The organism is Streptomyces sp. HUAS TT7 (assembly GCF_051550175.1).
Classification (GTDB): Bacteria; Actinomycetota; Actinomycetes; order Streptomycetales; family Streptomycetaceae; genus Streptomyces.
Window position 1 is genome coordinate 5,221,707 of sequence record NZ_CP196175.1, and the last position, 16,831, is coordinate 5,238,537.

Annotated in this window: 15 protein-coding genes; 4 read left to right on the forward strand and 11 right to left on the reverse strand. The window is 68.8% G+C overall.

The features are described 5' to 3' along the window. The first annotated feature begins 10 nt into the window (after positions 1 to 10). Positions 11 to 1,366, forward strand: a complete 1,356-nt coding sequence (locus ACSHXC_RS23620; protein WP_438293520.1) for a DUF3987 domain-containing protein — start codon at positions 11 to 13, stop codon at positions 1,364 to 1,366. Between the two features lie 375 nt (positions 1,367 to 1,741). Here ACSHXC_RS23620 and ACSHXC_RS23625 read toward each other — a convergent pair whose 3' ends face one another. The 6 genes from ACSHXC_RS23625 to ACSHXC_RS23650 all read right to left on the reverse strand — a co-directional run bounded on the left by ACSHXC_RS23625 (position 1,742) and on the right by ACSHXC_RS23650 (position 5,953). Next, positions 1,742 to 1,927: a hypothetical protein gene (locus tag ACSHXC_RS23625; protein ID WP_438293521.1), complete on the reverse strand. Its 186-nt coding sequence runs from the start codon at positions 1,925 to 1,927 to the stop codon at positions 1,742 to 1,744. Between the two features lie 246 nt (positions 1,928 to 2,173). After that, entirely contained in the window at positions 2,174 to 2,422 is a 249-nt protein-coding gene (locus ACSHXC_RS23630; RefSeq protein ID WP_438293522.1) for a hypothetical protein, read from the reverse strand. 91 nt (positions 2,423 to 2,513) lie between these two features. Continuing rightward, positions 2,514 to 3,362, reverse strand: coding sequence for a helix-turn-helix domain-containing protein (locus ACSHXC_RS23635; RefSeq protein WP_438293523.1), 849 nt, complete (start codon positions 3,360 to 3,362; stop codon positions 2,514 to 2,516). A gap of 27 nt (positions 3,363 to 3,389) precedes the next feature. Beyond that, complete coding sequence (locus tag ACSHXC_RS23640; RefSeq protein WP_438293524.1) at positions 3,390 to 3,920, reverse strand: DUF6879 family protein; 531 nt, start codon at positions 3,918 to 3,920, stop codon at positions 3,390 to 3,392. After that, entirely contained in the window at positions 3,895 to 4,152 is a 258-nt protein-coding gene (locus tag ACSHXC_RS23645) for a hypothetical protein (protein ID WP_438293525.1), read from the reverse strand. The genes ACSHXC_RS23640 and ACSHXC_RS23645 overlap by 26 nt, the downstream gene beginning before the upstream one ends. A gap of 472 nt (positions 4,153 to 4,624) precedes the next feature. Further along, on the reverse strand, positions 4,625 to 5,953 hold the full coding sequence (locus tag ACSHXC_RS23650) for an LCP family protein (protein ID WP_438293526.1): 1,329 nt from the start codon (positions 5,951 to 5,953) through the stop codon (positions 4,625 to 4,627). A gap of 116 nt (positions 5,954 to 6,069) precedes the next feature. On the opposite strand from ACSHXC_RS23650, the gene ACSHXC_RS23655 reads away from it, so the two are divergent. Beyond that, positions 6,070 to 6,594, forward strand: coding sequence for an acyl-CoA thioesterase (locus tag ACSHXC_RS23655; RefSeq protein ID WP_438293527.1), 525 nt, complete (start codon positions 6,070 to 6,072; stop codon positions 6,592 to 6,594). Positions 6,595 to 6,608: 14 nt separating this feature from the next. Here the strand turns inward: ACSHXC_RS23655 and ACSHXC_RS23660 are convergent, their stop codons facing one another. Beyond that, positions 6,609 to 8,087: an LCP family protein gene (locus tag ACSHXC_RS23660; protein ID WP_438293528.1), complete on the reverse strand. Its 1,479-nt coding sequence runs from the start codon at positions 8,085 to 8,087 to the stop codon at positions 6,609 to 6,611. A gap of 120 nt (positions 8,088 to 8,207) precedes the next feature. Between ACSHXC_RS23660 and ACSHXC_RS23665 the strand changes: the two genes are divergently transcribed. Next, a complete protein-coding gene (locus ACSHXC_RS23665) occupies positions 8,208 to 9,239 on the forward strand; it encodes a glycosyltransferase family 2 protein (RefSeq protein WP_438293529.1) in 1,032 nt (343 codons plus the stop codon). 95 nt (positions 9,240 to 9,334) lie between these two features. Here ACSHXC_RS23665 and ACSHXC_RS23670 read toward each other — a convergent pair whose 3' ends face one another. The 4 genes from ACSHXC_RS23670 to ACSHXC_RS23685 all read right to left on the reverse strand — a co-directional run bounded on the left by ACSHXC_RS23670 (position 9,335) and on the right by ACSHXC_RS23685 (position 15,444). Next, positions 9,335 to 11,017: an LCP family protein gene (locus ACSHXC_RS23670; protein ID WP_438293530.1), complete on the reverse strand. Its 1,683-nt coding sequence runs from the start codon at positions 11,015 to 11,017 to the stop codon at positions 9,335 to 9,337. A 98-nt stretch (positions 11,018 to 11,115) separates the two neighbouring features. Continuing rightward, the gene (locus ACSHXC_RS23675) at positions 11,116 to 12,849 is read right to left on the reverse strand and encodes an LCP family glycopolymer transferase (protein ID WP_438293531.1); all 1,734 of its coding nucleotides are present in this window, start codon (positions 12,847 to 12,849) and stop codon (positions 11,116 to 11,118) included. 230 nt (positions 12,850 to 13,079) lie between these two features. Continuing rightward, on the reverse strand, positions 13,080 to 14,510 hold the full coding sequence (locus tag ACSHXC_RS23680) for an LCP family glycopolymer transferase (RefSeq protein WP_438293532.1): 1,431 nt from the start codon (positions 14,508 to 14,510) through the stop codon (positions 13,080 to 13,082). A 181-nt stretch (positions 14,511 to 14,691) separates the two neighbouring features. Continuing rightward, positions 14,692 to 15,444: a TIGR03089 family protein gene (locus ACSHXC_RS23685; protein ID WP_438293533.1), complete on the reverse strand. Its 753-nt coding sequence runs from the start codon at positions 15,442 to 15,444 to the stop codon at positions 14,692 to 14,694. 129 nt (positions 15,445 to 15,573) lie between these two features. Here ACSHXC_RS23685 and ACSHXC_RS23690 point away from each other — a divergent pair, with 129 nt between their 5' ends. Further along, positions 15,574 to 16,824, forward strand: a complete 1,251-nt coding sequence (locus tag ACSHXC_RS23690) for a peptidoglycan recognition protein family protein (RefSeq protein WP_438293534.1) — start codon at positions 15,574 to 15,576, stop codon at positions 16,822 to 16,824. Positions 16,825 to 16,831: the final 7 nt, after the last annotated feature.

The following is a 16,831-nucleotide window of genomic DNA, read 5'->3' on the forward strand; positions in this document are numbered from 1 at the left end:
AGATCTCAGCGTGACGCCGATTCTGTACGGGCCGATCGGGCGAGCGGTTGAAGAGATCAGCCCCCATGCGGAGACGGACCCGGTAGGGATTTATGCGGCTTGCCTGTCGATGTGGTCGGCTGCGATCGGTGGCACGGTCCGGGTGAACCGCCGAACTCCCCTTGTGTGGACTGCCCTTGTCGGCCGGACGGGACTTGGTAAGGGAATCGCTTACGGTGCGGCCGAGCACATCATGAGTCCTGCAATCGGCCGATTCCTGGAAACCCACACTGTCTCGGGACTCACGTCCGGCGCCAGCATGGTGAACCATCTATGGCTGCAACAGCAGGCCACTGAGGAAATGGAAAGCGGCCGAGACGTGCGGACCTTAGTAGTTGAGGAGGAGTGGTCAGAGTCTCTGCGTCGTGCTCGGCGGGATCATTCCTTCACTCCCAACCTGCGTATCGCGTGGGACGGAAAGACGCTACGGAACACGACCAAGGAAGAGCACCAGGAGGTGACTGGCCCGGGGTTGGTTATGCACGGGCACATAACCCCGTCTGACTGGAATGAGTACGTGTCAGTGCGGGAGGCGGCTGGGGGCACGTTCAACCGGTTCCTGCCCGTCACTCTGTCCGCTGTGCCCATGCTCGATGACGATGCGGATGAATGGCCGACCCTGGACGTTGATGACCTTGCAGAGGCGTACACGTGGGCGACGGCCAGGCCGAGGACGCTCACGCTCGGCACGGACGCAAAGCCGTTGTGGAGGCTGGTACGCCGGTACGGGCGCATCCTGAATGCCAGCCTGCCCGAGCACCTGGCCGTGTTCGTCCAGCGCACCGAGGAACAGACGTTGCGGGTCGCGGCCTGTCTCGCAGCGTCGGAACGCTCCACCACGATCACGCACGCCATGCTGTCGGCAGCCCTGTCATTCGTGCGCTACAGCGTCCATTCCGTGACGACGTTGGTAGCGGCGGCAGAAGAGCGGCACCCCCGGAAGGTCACCCCGGCCGACAAGGTGCGGGCCGTCATCGCACGGGCAGGGACCATCAAGCGGGGTGATCTCATACGGGCCTCGAAGATCCCGGCCGCCCAGCTCGACACGGTGCTGTCCGGCATGGACGACGTGACCACGGAACGACAGCGGACCAACGGCCGTCCCGCCATAGTGCTACGTCTTGAGCAGCTTGAGCGCCAAGAGGTTCGCCCCCGCGATGAGGGGGTGAACGTCGACGTGCCCAACGTGCAGGGTCAGGTGGTGAGCCTCGACGACAAACGGAGAGGCAATTCTCCTCACGCTACGGAGCGGCCGGCGCGACCACAGCGTGACCAAAATGATCTGGCTGACCCGTTCGCCGTTCTGCGCGCCAACCTCCACCGGTAGCCCCACCACGATGAAAGCCCCGTCCGCCTGCCACGGGGGAGAGGCAGGCGAACGGGGCCGCTATGAAGCGGAGTTAAGCCTAGACCGGCGGGGACACGTCCAGGCCGCCGCCTGAGTGGTGTAACGGCCATGATGTGAGTCGTTGTGAGCATGGTGGTTGGCCCCGCCAGGCATCGAGGGACACCTGGCGGGGCTTTTCCCTCACCGCTCCGAGCGGTGGAGCGGCACCCCAGTTAAGGGGCGGGCCGGGCCGGGAGTCTGAGCACGTCAACTCAATCGGGACACGGCCTGTCCCTACTCGCGGTTGTCCGGACGGGGGTTTAGAGTCCGCTCCGGCCACGTCGCGCCGCCGCGACCATGGAAAGAGCGGGAGTGTCAGGCGCCGATCATGTCGGCGACGGCGTGGAACACCCACATGACGAGACCCCAGAGAGCGACCACCACGAGGGCCGCTACAACGAGCACCAGGAGCGCGACCGGAGCGAATGCGTGTTCCACGGCTTCCTTCTCGGCCTGCTCCTCTTCCTGCTCCTGCCAGCCGGGGTGACAGTGCCCAGGCATACCGCATGGTGGTATCTGGGGTATGTCATCGTCCACAGTTGGCCTTTGCGCGGAGTACTTCGGCGAGTCTCTCCGCGAGGTGTGCAGGGACCATGCCGACATCGACCCACGGTGTCCCCCGGCCGCTCACCAGCGGTCGCAGCCGGTTTGCCTGCCCCTCTGTGGCACCCACAACCTGTAACGCTTCCTTGAGTGCTTCTGTGGCGTCATTGGCTCTGTCCCAACTCCCGCGCCACTCCTGCATCTTCACCACTGGGTGCCTGCCTTCACGCAGTCGCCGTCAGTGGGCTTTGTGTCGTGCCTCGGGTGGTTACGGACCTCTGCGGCAGCGTCATACGCCCTGCCCCAGTCCTTTGCCTCCCGAGCCTCGTCCAACTCCCTCACAAGAGCCGTACACACCCCACAGTTGCTGTCCGGCTCGCAGTCGTACAGATACGCCTCTACCGCCCCGGCCAGCTCTACCGGCGGTTGCGGATACTTGGTCGGATTGGTCATGGCTTCCCCTCGTCGATGACCCTGCCGTGTCAAGGACGGTAGGGAGAGGGGAGGCCGCCGGTCCACGTTCTTGCATGAGCTTGCACGCGGATTATTGGAGCGAGCTGATTGCCTCTGTGATGAGGGCACGGGCGTCCGAGCCGTAGACGGCCATTTCTGCCAGCTGAGAGAACGCCTTGGCATAGACGCTGATCTCACTCGGAGCCGACACGTTCACAGCGGCTGTCAGGAGTTCGACACTCGCCCGTTGGTCGTCGAACAGGTAGAACGCCTCCAGGGGCCACACGCGCCGCTCGGCGGCGAACGGGATGACGCCGAGGCTCACATTCGGCAGCGCCATCACTGCGAGCAGATAGCCGAGTTGGCCAGCCATCGTGTCGGCATCGCCAATGCGATAGCGCAGCACGGTCTCTTCCATGAGCAACGCGAACCGATGGCCGCCTTCATGGAGGACATGCGAACGCTCGATGCGTGACGCTGCGGCCTCGGTGGAGTCATCCGGGGTGCCTTGAAAGGTGGCGATTGTCGAGAGCAGGGCAGACGCGTATGCCTCGGTCTGGAGCATCCCGGGAACCACGTTCGAGCAGTACACGCGGAAGTGCTGTGTGCCCTCGTACAGCGGGACGACTTCCTCCTGTGCCCGGCGCATCCCGTGCCGGTGGAGCTTCTTCCAGTGGACGTACATCTGATCGGCTTGGCGGTTCGCTGCGAGGAGGTCGGCGGTCTGGTCTTCTGCGCCGCAGGCTTTGCACCATGCACGGATGTCGGAGTCAGAGGCGGGAGTCTTGGCGCGCTCGATGCGTGATGACTTCGCAGGACTCCAGCCACACCGAAGCGCCAGCTCGTGTCCGGTCAACTCCGCATCTCTGCGCAGCTCCCCGAGGCGAGCGGCAAGGAGTTCGCGGGCGGCCTGAGCGCTGGACGAGGGGGACACGGACATGAGTTGGCTCTTCAGTGCTTCGCTGGATCAGACCGAGTACTTCTCGTGCGGGACGCCACGCTCCCAGACAGCCTCGAACGCTGTCGACGCCAGCCGAGCTACGGCTGCTTCGGTGCGCACCTCCCATCCCGGCTCAGACCAGTTGCCGTCACCTGAGAAGTGATTGAAGAGCACGGTCTCGCCGTCGAAGACCCAGCAGTCGTTACCGGGCAGGGCGATATCCGACGCCTGCCGCCTGGGCAACCAACGGACTTGCTCCCCGGCGTGGAGGTTGACCACGGTGCCAGCGTGTTCGTACCGGATGTAGTCGGTGACCGGTTCGGAGACGATGCGGGCGCGACGGACCACAACGCCTCGGGCCGCTGTGCTCCGAATCAACTCAACCCAGGGCGTCCAGTACTCAGAGGCGGGGTCCACGTCACGCTTGCCGGTGCGCTTCCAGTTTTCGAAGTCCTCGGCCTCATCGCCCACGCCGTACGAATCGCGCATCTCCAGGTGTACGGCCGAGTGCCTGGCTGCGGCCAGCAACTCGTTAAAGCCCGGCTCGTTCTGCGACATCGCACGCCTCCCTGAGCATCGGCACCATGCGGGCCGGAATCCGAATCACGGCCTCGTGCGGGGGGATGCCCGGTGCATGTCCGGGAGCCTCGAACGCCGCGCACTCTGCCTCTAACTTCTCGTCTGGCTTCCAGCCCTGGAGCACGAGTTCCCTCTTCTCCTCGTCCACCCAAACGGTGGGGGAACCCTGCTGCCCGGTGTCTGGATCAATCCCGATGAACCGTAGTGCCATGACTGCCTCCGGTGTCGAGTGGCTTACGCCGACTTGCATGAGCGTTGCTGTGACGGGCCTAGCGCGTCAAGAGCGCACGCAGCCCGACTGAGGCGGTCAGGGCATCGTGCACAGCTCTGAGCAGCGAGGACGCGATGGCCATCCTGGGGGAATCCTGGGGAGGACCCCTCGATGGAGGGTGTCTGTGCAGGTCAGAGCTGTAAGAGCTGTAAAGCACCCAGATTTATGAGGGCACGAATCAGGTTCAGCGCATCGTGATGTCCCGCAACCTGCCGTAGCGGCAAGGGAGTTGAGGAGGGCCCGCATCCGTGGCACACGGATGCGGGCCCTCCTTCGTGCTGTGCTGTGTGTCAGTGCTGTGCGGCCTTGCGGCGACGTACGAGGGTGATGGCTCCGGCGCCGAGGACCGCCGCGCCGCCCGACAGGGCGAGCTGGGGGAGTGCCGAGGAGGAGCCCGTGTCCGCCTCGGCGGCTACTTGACCGTGACCGCCTCGTCGTTCTTCAGCTCGTTCACCAGCTGGGTGACCTTCGGCTTGTCCCACAGGAGCGAGGTCTGCGGACCGTCGCCCGCGACCGGCATGTTCATCGAGACGCCGTCGCCGCCGGTGATGCCCTTCATCGCCCAGAACATGGAGCCCAGGTCGAACAGGCCCATGTCCTTGTCGACGATGAGGGTGTCCAGGCCCGCGCCCATCACGGGGTACAGCTTGAACGGGTTGAGGATCGTCGTCGGCGTCGCCGTCTGGCTGGCGAGCGCGGACAGGAACTTCTGCTGGTTCTTCGTGCGCTCCAGGTCACCGGCGGCATAGCCGTGCCGGTTGCGGACGAACGCCAGGGCCTGCTGCCCGTCCAGGGTCTGCTTGCCCTTCTTGAAGTCCGCGCCGGAGTCCTTGTCCTTGATGTCCTGCGGAATATCGAGTTCCACGCCGCCGACCGCGTCCACGATGTTCGCGAATCCCGCGAAGCCGATCTCCGCGTAATGGTCGATGCGCAGTCCGGTATTCGCCTCGACGGTACGGACGAGCAGTTCGGGGCCGTCGATGGAGAACGCCGCGTTCAGCTTGTCCTTGCCCTTGGACGGGAACGACTTTCCGGAGTTGGAGCCCTTGAAGCTGGGGATCGTCACCCAGGAGTCGCGGGGCAGCGAGACCATCGTGTTCCCGTTGTCGCCGACGTGCAGCAGGATCATCGAGTCGGTCCGCTTGCCCTCGGCCGAGCCGGTGTGCAGCTTCTTCTTCTCCGCGTCGGACAGGCCGTCGCGGGAGTCGGAGCCGACGATCAGGTAGTTGGTGCCCTTGCCCTCGGCGGGCCGGTCGATGACCTTGGACAGGTCGACCTCGCGGCGCACCTTGCCGTCCGCCCAGAAGTACGTGGCGACCGAGGTGACCAGGAGTACGACGACCAGCGACAGCACCCCGATCGTGATCCGCCTGCGCCAGTTCGGCGCCGCCCCGGGCCTGCGCCCGCCGCCGCGCCGGGGTCCCTCGGGGCCACCGGGCCCGCCGGGACCCGCCGGACCCCGGCCCGCCGGGCTGCCGTAGACCTGGCCCTCGCTGTACCCGCTGTCGTACGAGCCCTGCGCGGGCACGCTGCGGCCGTACTGCTGCGGCTGCCCGTAGCCGTCGTCGTACGCGGGCTGCTGCTGCGGGACGGGGCGCTGCGGGGGAGGGACGGAGGCGGGCCGCTGGACGTGCCGCATCCGGCGCGCGCCCTCGGGCTGCGCGGCGGAGCTGCCGCGGCCGTAGGCGTCGTCGCCGTTTCCGCGGGCGTTGCCATTGCGGGCGTCGGGCCATTCGTTCATGCCGTCCAGCATGCACGGCGGCCCCGGGCCGCTGACAGGGCAGGGTGGGATTCGGGGCAGGGCTGTTGCAAGGCTGATGCAAAGAGGTTCGGCGCGTCGCCGCCTAAAGTGAATGCATGACTGATCTTCCGGGCAAGCCGACCTCGGCCTCCCGAACCACCCTGAGCCACATCATGACCACCCATGACACCAACCTCCTCGGCACGGTGCACGGCGGCGTGATCATGAAGCTGGTGGACGACGCCGCGGGCGCGGTGGCCGGACGCCACTCGGGCGGCCCGGCCGTCACCGCCTCCATGGACGAGATGGCGTTCCTGATGCCGGTCAGGGTCGGCGACCTGGTGCATGTGAAGGCGCAGGTCAACTGGACGGGCCGGTCCTCGATGGAGGTCGGCGTGCGGGTGCTCGCCGAGCGCTGGAACGAGTCGACCCCGGCCCAGCAGGTGGGCTCCGCCTACCTCGTCTTCGCGGCGGTCGACGCCGACGGCAAGCCCCGCCCGGTGCCGCCGGTGGTCCCCGAGACCGAGCGCGACGAGCGGCGCTACCAGGAGGCCCAGATCCGCCGCACCCACCGCCTCGCGCGACGCCGCGCGATCATGGAGCTCAGGGAGAAGAGGGCGGCGGAGGGCCTGGACGACTAGCCCTCCTCACAGGCTCAGGGACAGATCACCTTGTCCCCCGTTACCGTTCCGAAGTCGCCCCGGGGCTGTTCCTCCCCGCGTACCGGGACGACGTCCTTGAAGTCCGCGCCCGCCGTCACCTTCATCGTGGCGCCCAGGCCCTTGACCGGGCGCATCTCGCTGCCCGGGAGGGCGATCGCCAGGGAGCCGGCGGAGCGGTCCCAGCGCGGGTCGTACTCGATCAGGGTGCGGCGCACGGCCAGGTTGGCGCTCGGCCGGGGGAAGCCGGTGGTCCTGAAGCCGGTGGCCTGCAGCGCGTCGTCGACGCGCTGGCCGAGCCCCTCGGTGTGGGTCCCGTTGTAGACCTGCACCTTGATCCGCGCGGGGTCGACCTCGACGATCGAGCCGGGATTCCTGTGCGGCGGCTTCGCGTCCTTGGAGGCCGGCTTCGGCGGTGGCGTGTGCGGGGCCAGCGGCTTGTCGTCGCGGAGCAGCTGGAACAGCTTCTTCGCCTTGGCCTTGTCCCACTTCACGGTCGAGCCGACGCCCTTGATCTGGATGCCGAGCTGTTCGAGCGGCACGGTGGTGAAGTCCGAGGAGGAGGGCGAGAACCCCTTCATCGCGGAGGTGAAGTTCAGCATCTCCTCCACCCCGAAGCCCTCGTCGGCGCGTACCGAGGAGAGCAGGGACGAGGCGACCTCGCGGAACTTCACCGGGTTCAGGAGCACCCCGTTGCCCGTGACCTTCGCGATGAGCGCGGCCAGGAAGCGCTGCTGGCGCTGCATCCGGCCGAGGTCGGAGGAGCCGTCGGTGTGCCGGGAGCGCACGTACTGGAGGGCCTCGCCGCCGTTCAGCTGGTGGGTGCCCGCGGTGAGGTTGAGGCCGGTGTAGGAGTCCTTCATGGGGCGGGTCGTGCAGATCTGCACCCCGCCGACCACGTCGACCGTCCTCATGAAGCTGGTGAAGTCGACCTCCAGGTAGTGGTCGATCTTCAGCCCCGTCGCGCTCTCGATGGTGCGCACGCTGAGCGCGGGCCCGCCCTCGGCGTAGGCCGCGTTCAGCTTCACGGGGTGCTTGTCGTGGTGCTTGCCGGCCTCGTCGGTGTGCTCGGGGACCTCGGCGTAGGAGTCGCGCGGCAGGCTCACCACGCTGACCCGGTCCCGCTCCGCCGACACGTGCACCATCATGATCGTGTCCGTGCAGTGGCAGGGCTGCCCGCCGAGCCGGTACTTCTCCTTCTCCTCCGCCGTGATCTTGTCCCGCCCGTCGGTGCCGACGAGCAGGATGTTCGTGCCGCGGCTGCCCTGCGGCCGGTTCTTCATGTCCCGGAACGGGTCGACCCGGCCGATCCCGCTGTCCAGGCTGGTCACCACCGCATGCCCGACCCCGCCCGCGCCGAGCACCAGGACGGACAGCGTGGTCGCGAGCCGCAGGCCCCAGCGGGGGCGCTCGTCCTGCTGTCTGTTGCTGGGCTGACCGGGTCGTAGGGAGCGCGGACGGGGCGGCGTGGGCACGGGGACCTCCGCGGGTGACAGGGGGATCTTGAGCACCGTAGGCCCATACGATCAGCTACTCCGGGCACCGCCCCGGCCGCCGCGCGACCGTGTCCCCCGTTCGCGGTAACGTGACCACCGATGAACGCCACGCCTGCTGTTTCCGTGATCATGCCGGTCCTCAATGAGGAGCGGCACCTGCGCAACTCGGTCCGTCACATCCTGGAGCAGGAGTACGCGGGCGAGATGGAGGTGGTGATCGCGCTCGGCCCGTCCACGGACCGCACCGACGAGATCGCTGCCGAGCTGGTGGCCGAGACCGCGTCCAATGAACGGGCCCGGGTCCACACGGTCCCCAATCCCACCGGACGCACGCCCGCGGCCCTGAACGCCGCCATCAAGGCCTCCCGCCACCCGATCGTGGTACGCGTCGACGGCCACGGCATGCTGTCGCCGAACTACATCGCCACCGCCGTACGGCTCCTGGAGGAGACCGGCGCGCAGAACGTCGGCGGCATCATGCACGCCGAGGGCGAGAACGCCTGGGAGGACGCGGTCGCCGCCGCGATGACCTCCAAGATCGGCGTGGGCAACGCGGCCTTCCACACCGGAGGCGCGGCTGGGCCCGCCGAAACCGTGTATCTGGGTGTCTTCCGCCGCGAGGCCCTGGAACAACAGGGCGGCTACAACGAGGAGTTCATCCGCGCCCAGGACTGGGAGCTGAACTTCCGGATCAGGGAGGCCGGCGGCCTCATCTGGTTCTCGCCGGAGCTGAAGGTCCAGTACCGGCCGCGGCCTTCGGTGAAGGCGCTGGCCAAGCAGTACAAGGACTACGGGCGTTGGCGCCATGTGGTGGCCCGCTACCACGAGGGCTCCATCAACCTGCGCTACCTGGCGCCGCCGACCGCCGTCTGCGCGATCGCCGCAGGCGTGGTGGTGGGCGCGCTGGTCACGCCGTGGGGGTTCGTGGTCCCGGCCGGCTATCTCGCCGCGATCGCCGCGGGCTCGCTGCCGGCCGGCAAGGGCCTCTCGCTCAAGGCCCGCGCCCAGATCCCGGTGGCGCTCGCCACCATGCACATGTCGTGGGGCTTCGGCTTCCTGACCAGCCCGAAGGCGCTGGCCAAGAAGGTCATCGCGAGCCGCCGCCCGAGTGTGCGGACCACTTCCGTCTGAGCGGACGAAACAGAGCGTACGGAAAAAAAAGGGGGCGCCCGGTGCCCAGAAGCACCGGGCGCCCCCTTTCGCATACGGGCGCGGGCCGGAAGCGGCTAGAAGCGGTAGGGCGCGTACACCTCCATGCAGGCGCCCTTGTCGGCTCCGTTGACCGACTCGGTGTCCTTGAGCGGGTCGCTCGCCTTGGGGTCCTGCTTCGGGTAGCTGTCGCCGGTGCGCCAGTCGCCGCCGACCACCAGGGTCAGGCCCTTGACGTCGGAGGCCTTGACCGCGGAGGCGGGCAGGCCGAGCGCCGTGGCGACCGACTCCGCGTCCGCCTTGCCCTGCGCGCCCGCTGCCTTGGGATAGTCGACCTCACTGGTGGAGGCGGGGCCGCCGGAACCCGTGTCGGCCTTCTTGAAGCCCTTGGCCTTGAGGGCGGTGACCACCTCGGTGGCCCGGCCCTTGGCGGCGACGCGGCCGCCCGTGCCGGTGCCGTTGACCACGGTCACCGCGAGCGAGTCGGGGGCCGCGGCGGCCGGGCCCTTGGAGGGCGCGGGGGCGGGCTTGCCGTCGTCCTTGCCGTCCAGCGGCTTGTCGTCCCGCAGCAGCGCCCACAGGGCGTCGGCCTTCGCCTTGTCCGGCACCACGTGGGCGTCCGGGTCCTTGGGGTCGGGCAGGCGCGGCATGGTCAGCATGTTGATGCGGTCCATGGGGATGTTCTTGAGCTCCATCCCCAGGTCGAACAGCTTCTTGACGGTGTCGAGTTCGGAGGAGACCTTGAGCGTGTTGACCGCGGTCTCGGCGATGTTCATGAGGCGGCCCGCGTCGGTGAACGCGTTCTGGTCCTTGAGTTTGCGGATCACCGAGTTCATGTACATGTGCTGGGCCTGGGAGCGGCCGATGTCGCTGCCGAAGGCGTGCCGGGTGCGCAGCCACTGCAGGGCCTGCTCGCCCTTCACGTTGTGGTTGCCCGCGGTCAGGTGCAGGTGCGAGCCGCCGGGCTGGAGCTTGGTGGGGTGGTCGTCGATGTTCTGCTTCACACAGACGTCGGCGCCGCCCACCGCGTCGGAGATGGCCACGACACCGGCGAAGTCGACCATCATCCAGTGGTCGATGTAGATGCCGGTCAGCTTCTCCCAGGTGTCCAGGACACAGCCGGCTCCGCCGCGGCCCAGCGTCTCGTTGATGATGGCGTTGGTGGCCGGGTAGACCTTGTTCTTCTCGGTGTCCTTGCACTCGGGAACGTCCACCCGGGTGTCGCGCGGGATGCTCACGACCGAGGCGTTCTTGCGGTCGGCCGAGACGTGCAGCAGCATCTGTACGTCCGCGTGCGCGTCGCCGTCCCGGATGTCCTTGCCGCCGCCGAGCTTGACGTTCGCGTCCGAGGCCCGGCTGTCGGAGCCGATCAGCAGGATGTTCAGGGGCGTCTGGCCGTCGGCGTTCGGCGCGGTCTTCTTGGCGTCGCTGCCGCCCGCGCTGCGGTCGCCCTTGCGGATGCTGTTGTTCAGGTGCTGGTAGTACAGGTAACCGGCGGTGGCCGTCCCGAGTATGAGGACCGCGAGCGTGATCGCGGTCCATCTCAGTATGCGGTGCTTGCGCTTGCCGCGCTTGCGGCGGCCGCCCCTGCGGTGCCCGCCGCCGGACGCCGCGGGATCCCCGGGCGTGCCGCTGCCACCGGACGCGCCGGAGCCGTCCGGCGTCCCCGGACTGCCGGACTTCTCCGGCGCGTCGGACTCGCGGGGCGCGCCGTCCTCGTACAGGCTCTCGTCCCAGCCGAGTTCGCCGGCGTGCCCCATACGTCCGTCCGTCCCCTCCCCGCGCACGCTGTTCCTGCCCACCCCAATACCCCCTGTCCTTCAGACTCCCCCTGAGGCCCGGGCGGGCCGTGAGTCTGCTACTTGGCGCACACCGACTTGTCGGCTTCGACCTTCTGAATGCCTTCCGGTGCCTTGGCCGGAGCGGCTATGGGTGTTCCCGCCTGCTTGAAGTCGGGGCCGAGGGTCAGCACCATGGGCTCCTTGCCCACGGCGTCCTTCGTGCCCGGCCGCAGTGCCGAGGCGGACAGGCCGAGCAGATCCGCGAGCTTGCGGGCCTGGTCGGCCTGGTTCGGTGCGTATGCCAGGACCGTGGCGGGCACCTTCGCCGGCGCGTTCGAGCCGTTGCTCGACTTGAGCACGCCCTCCTGGTTCTGCATCCAGGTGACCATGTCGCCCGCGGAGCCCGCCGCCGCGCCGCCGTTGAGCACGTTGACCCGTACGTCGGAGGCCTTGGCGCGGGGGCCGTTGAGGCGGGCGGCCTCCTCGGCGGCGGCCGCGTTCTTGGCGTCCGCCTCCTTCTTCTTCACCTCGGTGAGCGAGGTGTCGGCGCGCATCATCGCGAACAGCGCGTCGGCCTTCGTCGGGTCGGGCACCACCGTGATGTGCTTCTTGCCCTCGGCCGGGTTGTCGATGACCGGCAGCGTGGTGAAGGTGATGTTCTTCGCGTCGATCTTGCCGAGCACCTGGGCGAGGTCGGTCAGCTTCTTGATGCTGCCTATCCCCGAGTCGACCGTGAGCGCCTTGGTCGCCGCGTCCGCGAGCCCGTACATCTTGGTCGGGCTGCCCAGGGTGTCGTCCGACTTCATCTGCCGGATCATCGAGCTCAGGAACTGCTGCTGCTGCTTGATCCGGGAGAGGTCGCTCTCGTCGCCGAAGCTGTGCCGGGTCCGTACGAACGCGAGGGCCTGCTCGCCCTTGACGACGCTCTCGCCGGCCGGGAGCTTCAGATGCGACTTGGGGTCGTTCACCGGTTTGGCGAGGCAGACCTTGACGCCGCCGACGGCCGTGGACAGCTCCTTGACGGCGTTGAAGTCGGCCATCATGAAGTGGTCGACGTTGAGCCCGGTGAGCTGCTTGACCGTACGCATCGTGCAGCCCGGGTCGCGGCCCTCCTGGCCCAGGCTCGTGTTGAACCGCACCTTCTTCTCGCCCGGCACCGTCTTGGTGGAGCCGTCCTTCTGCTTCGTCGGGCAGGAGGGGATGTCGGTCACCATGTCGCGCGGGATGGACATCGCGGTCGCGTTGGTCCGGTCGGCCGAGACGTGGAAGAGGATGTTGGTGTCGGCGTGGCCCTCGCTGCCCGCGTCGCCGTAGCCCTCGTTGCCCGCGCCGGTGCGCTTGTCGGTGCCGATGACCAGGATGTTGAACGCGCCGTCCGGCACCGAGCTCTTGCTGCCCGCGTCACCGACGTCGACGGTGTTGAGGTTGCCGTTGAAGTGCTGGTAGAGCCAGTAGGCGCCGCTCGCGCCGACGACGAGGACGAAGCCCATCACGCCGCCCGTCCACAGCAGCGCCTTCTTCTTGCGCGTCGCCTTGGGCTTGCGCTTGCGGCGGCCCTGGGCGTCGGGGGACTCCTCGGGAGACCGGTTCGATCGCCGGTTGCGCTGCCCGGGCACCTCGCGGCGCCCGGAACGTCCGGACTGCCCTGATTTTCTGCCCGACGCGGGACCGGTCGACGACCGGCCGGGAGCGGAATTCGACTGCGTTCCGGAAGGATTCAGTCGCAATTCGTAAGTGCCGGTGTCCGGGTTGAGGACCCACTGGTCTGCGGGGTCGACATCATCGGCCCGCCCACGGCTCTGCGCATCCACGGTTGCTTCTGTCCTCCGTCGGTGCCGAGTCGCTTCCCCCAAAGCGCTCAATCATTCGCTCCTGCGGTGCCCGGCCCTCTGGCCGGTGGCACCGGATCGCGTCACACTATCTGGCCAGTTCGGCCAAGAGCGACGGCCGTGACAAATTCCACGCCCTTTACAAGCGGGCAATTGACACCAATCCGCTGGTCGTTGCGTGCATTTCACAGGTTGTCGACATACACGCCCGGCTAGCCGCACATGCCGGAGGCGGCGTTCGTCCCCGAGTAGACGGGCGTTGCCGAAGCGCTCGGCGAGGGGTCCGGATCGTCGGGCCGCTTGCCGTCCCCGCCGGGTCCCGGCTTCTCGCTCTCCTTGGCCTTCGTCACGTCCGCGGCGGGTGCCACCTTGATTGGCCGATCTTCGCGCAGCTGCTTGAAGAGTCTGTCCGCGTCCGGCTGCACGAGCTCGTCGCGGTTGCCGTCGTACGCGTAGGGCTGACGCGGAACGGTCAGGAAGCGAATGTTCTCGGTCGGAATTCCGCGCACCGAGCGCACCAGGTCGTACAGGTCCCTCAGGGTGTTCAGGCCGGGGTCCGTGGTGATGGACCGGGTCGCCGCGTCCAGGACCGGGAAGAGGCGGGTCGGGTTGAGCAGTACCCCGTTGCTCTGCACCTTCTTGATCAGCGAGCCGAGGAACTGCTGCTGGCGGTCCATGCGTTGGGTGTCGCTGCCGTCCCCGAAGCCGTGCCGCGAGCGTACGAAGCCCAACGCCTGTTCCCCGCGCAGCAGTTGACGTCCGGCGGGGAGTTTCAGATGGGCCTGCCGGTCGTCGACCGGGTCCTTCAGACAGACCTCGACGCCGTCCACCGCGTCGACCATGTCCTTGAACCCGCTGAAGTCGACCACCATGTGGTGGTCGATCCGGATGCCGGTCATCTTCTCGACCGTACGGATCGTGCAGGCCGCGCCGGCCATCTCGAACGCCGAGTTGAACTGGGCGAATTGCTGCCTGGTCTCGGTGCCGTCCGGTCTGCCGCAGGCGGGGATGTCCGCCATCAGGTCGCGGGGCAGCGAGACGGCGGTGGCGCTGAGCCGGTCGGCGGCCAGGTGCAGCAGGATCGTGGTGTCCGAGCGCTGGCTGCCGCCGTCGTCCCTGCCGTACGAGGAGTTGTTGCCCGCGCGCGAGTCCGAGCCGATGAGCAGCAGGTTCTGCGCGTCGTGCACGACGGAGGCGGGCCGGTCCCGCTCGTACTTGTCCAGCTCGTGCGCGGCGGTGGTGTCCGTCTGGATGTTGCTGTCGAGCTTGCGGTAGAACCACCAGCCGGTTCCGGCCGCCGCGAGGACGACGACGGAGACGCCGAGCGCGGTCCAACGCAGCCAGCGACGGCCGTCCTTGGCGTCCGTGGACTCGGCCGGCTCTGCCGCGGCGGGTCCGGCGTCGGCGGCGTCCGTGATCGGGGGCTCGGCGTCCGTGGTCTCGGAGACCTCGGGCTCCGGAGCCGGTCCGGCGTCCTCGGGGTCTGCCGCGGTGGGCTCGGTGTCGGTTGCCGGGTCCGCGGTCTCCGGGGTCTCCGTGGCCTCGGGCTCCGCGTCCGGGCCGGTGCCGGTGGCCGGCGGCGGTGGCTGCTCGGCCCCGGCCCGGTCTTCCGGTTCAGGGGGAGTGCCAGCACTGTCGGTCACGTCGGCGTCCATCCTCACGGGCCATCACGGGGTCGGCGGGCGCGCTGCGCCGCCGGGCACCCCGGTAGACGGCCGAATCGCGCGCATGGTTGTGCGTACGGTCGATCATGTACCGGAGGTGTCGCCGGGGCCCGAGGGCTCGGCCCCCGAGTGGGCCACAAGGGTGGAGATCAGCCGACGGTCACAGCGAGCGGTGCGTGACCCGCTCGCTTTCGGCCCGCTTCTCCAGGCCGCCGTCGGCCAGTTGGGCAAGATTGCGGCACAGGACGACCGAGCCGCCCGAGGCGAGCGGCGCGTACAGACCGCTCGCGAGACCCGGCCAGCTGTCGTACGAGAGCGCCGAAAGCAGCCGCGAACCGGGGCCGAGGCCGAGCTCGGAGGCCTCCGCGCGGGCCCGCGCGACGAGTTCGGCGGCGCTCAGCTCAAGGCCGTCGACGGCGAGTGCGGGAGAGTCCGGGCCGACGGGCGCGAACGGCGCGAACCGGTCGCCCTGGCTCGGCACCTCGACGGCGTAGTCCACGAACCCGGCGGGCGGCTGCGGGAAGCGGCCGCCGAGCGGGCGCAGCGCGAGCGCCACCCGCTCGCCGGTGCAGGCGCGGGCCTCGTCAAGGGTGTCGGGGCCGCTGACCACGAGGTCGGCCGCGGCCGGATCGCCGCCGATCTCGACGGCCACGCCCACCGAGTGGCAGGCCATCAGCCACACGGCGCTCTGCCAGTGCGCGGGGAGCAGCAGCGCGAGGCGGTCGCCGGGCTCCGCGGTGAGATCGCCCTGGAGCAGATTCGCGGTCTTGGCCACCCAATTGGCGAAGGTGGCGACGGACAGTTCCACGCGCTCGCCGGTGGCGTCGTCGTAGAAGGTGATGAAGGGGCGGCCCGGGTCCGCGGCGAGCGCGGATCGCAGCAGGTCGGCAGGGGTGCGGTCGCTGGCGTTCACGCGGGCAAGGCTACGTGGGGCGCAGCCTTGGCACCGGCACCGGTGGGCGGGGTGCGTACACCGGTTTGGCCGACGGGCCGTCAGTTCCGCAATGGACAGGATTGTCCATCTATGCCCAGGATCGTCATCATGCGTAGCTTCCATGCGTCTTCGATCGGCGTCGCCGCTGTCGCGGCCCTCGCCCTCCCCCTGGCGGCCACGACACCCGTAGCGGCGTCGGATTCCGCGCCGCCGTCCGCCGCGGAACCCGCCGGCTCCACCCAGTCGCTGCCGCTGGAGCCGCTGCCCGGCACGGACCGCGCGGCGGACGGCCTATCCCAAGAGGGCCTGGCCCAGCGGGAAGTGCGGCCGTTCTCACTGGTCGGCGTGGTCTGGGACAACGCCGACGACGAGCTGCACGGCAGTGCCCAGGTCCGCACCCGGAGCCGCGCGGCCGGCACCTGGTCCGCCTGGCAGGACCTGGAGACCCACAACCACGACCACGCCGCCGACCCCGGAACCTCCGAAGCCGTGGGCCCCCTGCACGGCTCGACCGCGCCGCTGTGGGTCGGCGACTCGGACGCCGTCGAGGCACGCGTACGCCCCGAGGGCGAGCCGCTTCCCGAGGGCCTGCGCCTGGACCTCGTCGACCCGGGTGCCGACCCCGCCGAGGAGGAACCGGGCGAGGGCACCCGCGAGACGCAGGTCCCCGATGTGCTGCCCGCGCTCGACCAGGCCGCGAGCCAGGCCGAGGCCGTCGAGGTCGCCGGGACCACGGCCGAGGCCCGCCCGTACGTCGGGAAGCGGCCGCGCATCATCACGCGCAAGGGCTGGGGCGCCGACGAGGCGGTGCGCGAGGGCGGGTTCCTCTACACCAAGAGCATCAAGGTCGCCTTCGTCCACCACACCGCGACCGGCAACGGCTACAGCTGCGCCCAGGCGCCCTCCGTCCTCCGCGGTATTTACCGCTACCACGTCAAGAGCAACGGCTGGCGGGACATCGGCTACAACTTCGCCGTCGACAAGTGCGGGAACATCTACGAAGGCCGCGCCGGGGGTGTGGCCAAGGCCGTCATGGGCGCGCACACTCTCGGTTTCAACACCAACAGCATGGGCATCGCGCTCCTTGGTACCTACAACGACACGAACCCGTCAGCCGCCGCCCTCAAAGCCATCGAGCAGCTCTCGGCCTGGAAGCTCGGACTGTACGGAGTGAACCCGAAGGGCAAGAGCACGCTCGTCTCCGCCGGCGGCAATCGCTACAAGAAGGGGCACAGCGTCAAGCTCAATGCCATCTCCGGTCACCGCGACGGGTTCGCCACCGACTGCCCGGGGGCGCGCCTGTACGGCAGGCTCGGCGCGGCCCGGGTCGCCGCGGCCCACTACCAGGGCCGGCGCTGACCGGGCG

Excerpts from the sequence above, each read along its gene's own strand:
- ACSHXC_RS23625 (WP_438293521.1), bottom strand. The coding sequence starts at position 1,927 with ATGCCTGGGCACTGTCACCCCGGCTGGCAGGAGCAGGAAGAGGAGCAG.
- ACSHXC_RS23630 (WP_438293522.1), bottom strand. The coding sequence starts at position 2,422 with ATGACCAATCCGACCAAGTATCCGCAACCGCCGGTAGAGCTGGCCGGG.
- ACSHXC_RS23635 (WP_438293523.1), bottom strand. The coding sequence starts at position 3,362 with ATGTCCGTGTCCCCCTCGTCCAGCGCTCAGGCCGCCCGCGAACTCCTT.
- ACSHXC_RS23640 (WP_438293524.1), bottom strand. The coding sequence starts at position 3,920 with ATGTCGCAGAACGAGCCGGGCTTTAACGAGTTGCTGGCCGCAGCCAGG.
- ACSHXC_RS23645 (WP_438293525.1), bottom strand. The coding sequence starts at position 4,152 with ATGGCACTACGGTTCATCGGGATTGATCCAGACACCGGGCAGCAGGGT.
- ACSHXC_RS23650 (WP_438293526.1), bottom strand. The coding sequence starts at position 5,953 with ATGAACGAATGGCCCGACGCCCGCAATGGCAACGCCCGCGGAAACGGC.
- ACSHXC_RS23655 (WP_438293527.1), top strand. The coding sequence starts at position 6,070 with ATGACTGATCTTCCGGGCAAGCCGACCTCGGCCTCCCGAACCACCCTG.
- ACSHXC_RS23665 (WP_438293529.1), top strand. The coding sequence starts at position 8,208 with ATGAACGCCACGCCTGCTGTTTCCGTGATCATGCCGGTCCTCAATGAG.
- ACSHXC_RS23670 (WP_438293530.1), bottom strand. The coding sequence starts at position 11,017 with ATGGGGCACGCCGGCGAACTCGGCTGGGACGAGAGCCTGTACGAGGAC.
- ACSHXC_RS23690 (WP_438293534.1), top strand. The coding sequence starts at position 15,574 with ATGCGTAGCTTCCATGCGTCTTCGATCGGCGTCGCCGCTGTCGCGGCC.